The organism is uncultured Holdemanella sp. (assembly GCF_934772795.1).
Lineage (GTDB): Bacteria > Bacillota_I > Bacilli_A > Erysipelotrichales > Erysipelotrichaceae > Holdemanella.
Window position 1 is genome coordinate 1 of record NZ_CAKVMR010000094.1, and the last position, 5,823, is coordinate 5,823.

At 36.6% G+C, this 5,823-nt stretch carries 5 protein-coding genes and 1 pseudogene; all 6 read right to left on the reverse strand.

The features are described from left to right. Positions 1–1,562 (reverse strand): carbamoyl-phosphate synthase large subunit (carB, locus tag Q0F04_RS11220; protein WP_295753341.1); only part of this gene is annotated, 1,562 nt, incomplete at its 3' end. Then, entirely contained in the window at positions 1,555–2,634 is a 1,080-nt protein-coding gene (gene carA / locus Q0F04_RS11225) for a glutamine-hydrolyzing carbamoyl-phosphate synthase small subunit (protein WP_295753347.1), read from the reverse strand. The genes carA and carB, both read right to left, overlap by 8 nt. A 260-nt stretch (positions 2,635–2,894) precedes the next feature. Then, positions 2,895–3,593, reverse strand: a complete 699-nt coding sequence (pyrF, locus tag Q0F04_RS11230; RefSeq protein ID WP_003866099.1) for an orotidine-5'-phosphate decarboxylase — start codon at positions 3,591–3,593, stop codon at positions 2,895–2,897. Further along, entirely contained in the window at positions 3,593–4,501 is a 909-nt protein-coding gene (locus Q0F04_RS11235; RefSeq protein ID WP_003866100.1) for a dihydroorotate dehydrogenase, read from the reverse strand. Before Q0F04_RS11235 ends, pyrF begins: the two co-directional genes overlap by 1 nt. Then, complete coding sequence (locus Q0F04_RS11240; RefSeq protein WP_295753344.1) at positions 4,501–5,226, reverse strand: dihydroorotate dehydrogenase electron transfer subunit; 726 nt, start codon at positions 5,224–5,226, stop codon at positions 4,501–4,503. The genes Q0F04_RS11235 and Q0F04_RS11240 overlap by 1 nt, the downstream gene beginning before the upstream one ends. Before the next feature lies 1 nt (position 5,227). Further along, positions 5,228–5,823, reverse strand: a pseudogene (locus Q0F04_RS11245) (carbamoyl-phosphate synthase large subunit); the annotation flags it as partial.

The window sequence follows — 5,823 nt, forward strand, 5'->3', positions numbered from 1 at the left end:
ATCTTATACACTGGCATAATTCCATTTTCTTTACGCAAGTTATATAAATCGAATTCTTTCATATCCCAGTTACGAGCAATGTAGCTATCCGCAAAACCATATTTCTTTAATTTACGCAATACATCTACATTCTTAACATTTTCCATCATTAACTTTTCTAAGCTAATAATTTTTAACAAGTGACATAAGAAGAAATTATCCATCTTCGTTACATTATGAATTGTTTCCATATCATATCCATCACGTAACCATTGTGTAACCGCAAAGATTCTTTCATCATCACACTTCTTGATTTTTTCAAGCAATTCTTCCTTCGTTAATCCAGCCAATTCCTTTTTATAGATATGATCCACTTTCATTTCTAAAGAACGAACAGCTTTTAAGAAAGATTCTTCAAAAGTACGTCCAATAGACATAATTTCACCAGTCGCCTTCATCTGTGTTCCTAAATGACGATCTGCATTCGGGAATTTATCAAATGGGAAACGAGCAAATTTTGTAACAATATAGTCCAATGCAGGTTCAAAACAAGCATAACTTGTTTTTGTGATTGGGTTAATAATTTCATCCAAACCTAATCCTACCGCTAATTTAGCACTGATCTTCGCAATTGGATATCCTGTTGCCTTACTAGCCAAGGCTGAAGAACGAGATACACGAGGGTTAACTTCGATGACATAATATTTAAAACTATTTGGATTTAATGCCAACTGCACGTTACATCCACCACAAATCTTCAATGCACGAATGATTTTTAAAGATGCATTACGAAGCATTTGGTTTTCACGGTCTGTTAAAGTTTGAACTGGCGCAACAACCGTACTATCTCCTGTATGTACACCTACTGGATCAATATTTTCCATGTTACATACTACGATCGCATTATCTTTGGCATCACGCATTACTTCATATTCAATTTCTTTATATCCCGCAATACTTTGTTCAATCAAACATTGATGTACTGGACTTGCCTTTAAACCAGAATCACAAATTTCACGAAGTTCAGCCTCATCATCAGCGAAACCACCACCAGTTCCACCAAGTGTATAAGCTGGACGAACAACCAATGGATACCCTTCACGTTTTGCGAATTCAACAGCCTCTTCTACAGTATGAACAATCATACTTTCTGGTACTGGCTCATTGATTTCCTGCATTAAAGAACGGAACAATTCACGGTCTTCTGCACGATTGATCGCATGTAAATCTGTACCTAAAATTTCTACACCAAACTCATCTAAAATTCCATCTTCATGTAATTCTACAACTAAGTTTAATCCGGTTTGACCACCTAATGATCCTAAAATGGCATCCGGTCTTTCTTTATAAATAACACGCTTTGCGAAATCTACTGTTAAAGGTTCAATATAAACACGATCCGCAATCGCTGTATCTGTCATGATTGTAGCAGGGTTTGAGTTAATTAAGATGACTTCATATCCTTCTTCACGAAGAGATTGACATGCCTGACTTCCGGCATAATCAAATTCAGCAGCCTGACCAATGATAATTGGACCAGATCCGATCACTAAGATTTTTTTGATATCTGTACGTTTAGGCATTTTTATTCTCCTCCATTAATTCAATAAATTGATCAAACAAGTAACGAGAATCTTCAGGTCCTGCACTTGCTTCTGGGTGATATTGCACCGCAAAACAAGGATAGTCTTTATGACGCACACCTTCACAGCTCTTATCATTTAATGCTTGGTGTGTCATTTCCAAACGAGTATCCTTTAAGCTATCAATATCTACCGCAAAACCATGGTTTTGAGAAGTGATTTCCACCTTACCTGTTGATAAATTTACAACTGGATGGTTAGCTCCACGGTGTCCAAATTTCAATTTATATGTTTTTGCACCACAAGCCAAAGAAATCAACTGATGACCTAAACAAATTCCAAATACGACAGTCTGAGGAATCAATTCTTTGATTGTTTCAATAGCGACTTGTACATCCGTTGGATCACCAGGACCATTCGACAACATAACGCCATCTGGACGATAGGATAGAATTGTACTTGCTGGTGTGTCATATGGAACAATGACTAAATCGCATCCACGTTTTGATAGTTCACGAACAATACCCAATTTTGCTCCGAAATCCATCAATACAACTTTCTTACCACGATTTGGTATAGGGAACACTTTATTTGTAGAAACACGAGCCACTTGATCATGTAAGAAATCAGCTGCTTTTAAACCTGCAACAACAGCATCTACATCGGCATCCACATCGGCCATAACAGCCTTCATTGTACCTACATTACGAATCTTCATTGTGATTTCACGTGTATCAATATCATAAATACCCGGAATATTTTCACGTTTTAAGAAATCATCCAATGTTTCTGAACATCTGAAATTACTTGGATACTCACAATAGTCTTTAACGACAAAGCCAAATACACATGGAACCATGCTTTCATTATCATCACGATTGATTCCATAGTTACCAATTAATGGATATGTCATCATTACAATTTGTCCACAATATGAATTATCTGTTAAAATTTCTTGATAACCCGTCATTGAAGTATTAAATACCAATTCACCAATTTGGAAGTTATCACTACCAAACGCAATTCCGCGATATACACTTCCATCTTCTAAAACTAAAAGTCTTTCCATAATTTGTCCTTTCTGTTATTTACTCAAAAAAAAGATTAGCAAACAAACGCATTGCCAATCTTTAAATGGAACTATTAAAAAGTATAGCACTACGAAGAATACTATTCATCTCGATCACTGACGTTTTTCTCATAAACAAAACTGGATTCTTGATCATACGTATCCTCCCTTGAAAAAAATACTATATTTTTTCTGTTTAGTATACTACCACAAATCATGAAAATTTCAATAATAAAGTAAAAAAAGATGTGATTTCTCACACCTTATTTAGACATCGTTGCTTCAATTTCTTTGTATGTTTCAACAGGGTTTGCACTCTTCGTAATTGAACGACCAACTACGATATAATCACAACCTTGTTCTTTCGCAAATGCAGGAGTCGCAACACGCTTTTGATCATCTTTAGAATCACTTGCCAAACGAATACCTGGAGTGACTGTTAAGAAGTCTTCTCCACAAGCTTCGTGAATTGCCTTAGCTTCATGTACTGAACATACAACACCGTCCAAGCCTGCTTCTTTGGCATTCTTAGCGTATTTAATAACACAATCAATCACTTCACCAGGAATTCCCAATTCGTTATTCATAGCTTCTTTAGAAGTACTAGTAAGCTGAGTTACACCAATACACATAGGACGTTTTCCATCTTTAGCTCCTTCATTCAAGCCATCAATGGCAGCCTTCATCATCGCAATACCACCAGCACAGTGTACATTGACAATATCAACGCCTAAATTAGCTAAGTTCTTCATTCCACCCTTAACTGTGTTTGGAATATCATGCAATTTCAAATCCAAGAAAATGTGGTGACCCATTTCCTTCACTGTTTTTACCATTTCTAAACCACACGCATATGTTAATTCCATACCAATCTTTACATATACTGGTTCATCAAATTGTTTTAAGAAATCTACAACTTCTTCTTTACTCGAAAAATCTAATGCTACAATTGTCTTACTCATTATTTAAAACTCCTTCCAACTGCTTCTTCAATATTCTTATATCCATACTTCTCTAATACTTTTGGAAGATCCTCAATGATTTTTGGACATACATAAGGATCCACAAAGTTTTGAGCACCCACTTCAACAGCGCTTGCCCCCGCATTTAAGAATTCCAATACATCTTCTGCACAAGTAATTCCACCAACACCAATGATTGGAATGTTTACGGCCTGCGCTACTTGATACACCATTCTTAAGGCAACTGGCTTAATGGCAGGACCAGAAAGACCACCTGTCACATTCGCAAGTAATGGTTTTCCCGTCTTTAAATTGATACGCATACCCATTAAAGTATTGATCAATACAATACCATCTGCTCCCGCTTCTTCAACGGCTTTGGCAATTTCTACAATATCTGTTACATTTGGAGATAACTTCACATATACAGGTTTTGTAGCTGCCTCCTTACAAATCTTAGTCACATGTGCTGCAAGTTCAGGCTTTGTGCCCAAACCAATACCACCATGTTTTACGTTTGGACAAGAAATATTTAATTCATAAGCCTTAATAACTGGCTGATCATTTAACTTCTTGATAACCTCTACATAATCTTCTTCACATGCACCGGCAACATTGGCCATAATTTCTGTATCATACTGTGCAAGGAATGGAAGTTCATTTTCGATAATAGAATCCACACCTTTATTTTGTAAACCAATCGCATTCAACATTCCCATAGGTGTTTCTGCAATTCTTGGCGTAGGATTTCCAAAACGCTCTTGTGGCGTAGCTGATTTGATGGCAATACCACCTAATACACTTAAATCATATAGTTCGGCATATTCTTTACCAAATCCGAAACATCCACTAGCTGGAATAATTGGATTCTTTAAATTCAATCCAGGTAGTTTTACTGAAATATCCATTATAAAGCCACCTTTCCCATCTCAAATACTGGACCATCCTTACATACACGTAATGAATGTCCTTCTACATCTTTTACAACACAACCCATGCAAGCACCTAGACCACATGCCATACGAGCTTCTAATGAAATATATCCTTCACTATACTGTTCGTTAATGGCTTTTAACATAGGTAAAGGTCCACAGCTTAACACAAATTTACATGTCACATTGTTTTCTTTGATCGCATCCAATGCCGTACCCTTTGTACCTAATGAACCATCCATTGTTGCGACATAAACATCGCATCCCAATGCCTTAAATTCATCCACATAGAATACACTATTGGCATCGTTTGCACCTAATACAACTGTTACACGTGCATTTTTACTTAAATACTGTTTTGCGGTTTCATATAATGGTGGAACACCAACACCGCCACCAATCAACAATACTTCTTCTTTGTCTTCAATTGGAAAACCATTTCCTAAAGGACCAAAGATATCTAATTTTCCTTCTAATTCAGTCATTTTTAAAGTACCTTCTCCAAGCACTTTGTAGATGATGACTAAAACATCTTCTTTGATTTCACTAATCGAGATGGGTCTTCGCAAATAGAAACCCGGAACTGTGATTTCAATGAATTGACCAGGCTTAGCTGTTTTAGCTAAGTCTGTTTTCAATTCCATTTTCCAAATATCTTTTGCGATTTCCACATTCGATAGAATGTTCGCAAATTCCTGCATATTATTTCCCCATTTCATTCATAGATACCATTGAGAAACTCAATGACTCTAAAACTTTCACTAATGCGTTCGCTGTATCTAAACTTGTCATACAAGAAATGTTGTTTTCGGCAGACACACGACGAATCAAGAAGCCATCGGCATTTGTGTTCTTCTTATTTGACATTGTGTTAATGACAAAGTTTACACGTCCATTACGGATAATATCTACAACATTTTTACCATCTTCAGTTTCAATCTTACTAGCACGATGAACATACAATCCTTCAGCTTCAAATAAGTCTGCCGTACCCTTCGTTGCATAGATTCCATATCCGATGTTCGCAAAGCGTTTCGCTAATTCTAATGCTTCTTGTTTATTTTCATCATCAATTGTCATTAATACGTTTCCATGAGTTGGAACACTCACGCCGCTGGCAACCAATGCCTTATACAATGCTTTTTCTAAGTTTACATCGCTACCCAAAGCCTCACCTGTAGACTTCATTTCAGGTCCTAAAACTGTATCTACACTACGAAGTTTTGCGAATGAGAATACTGGAGCCTTAACGAACACTCTTTCTTTATCTTCAGGATGATATCCAGGCGTTAAACCTT

Excerpts from the sequence above, each read along its gene's own strand:
- pyrF (WP_003866099.1), bottom strand. The coding sequence starts at position 3,593 with ATGAGTAAGACAATTGTAGCATTAGATTTTTCGAGTAAAGAAGAAGTT.
- Q0F04_RS11235 (WP_003866100.1), bottom strand. The coding sequence starts at position 4,501 with ATGGATATTTCAGTAAAACTACCTGGATTGAATTTAAAGAATCCAATT.
- Q0F04_RS11240 (WP_295753344.1), bottom strand. The coding sequence starts at position 5,226 with ATGCAGGAATTTGCGAACATTCTATCGAATGTGGAAATCGCAAAAGAT.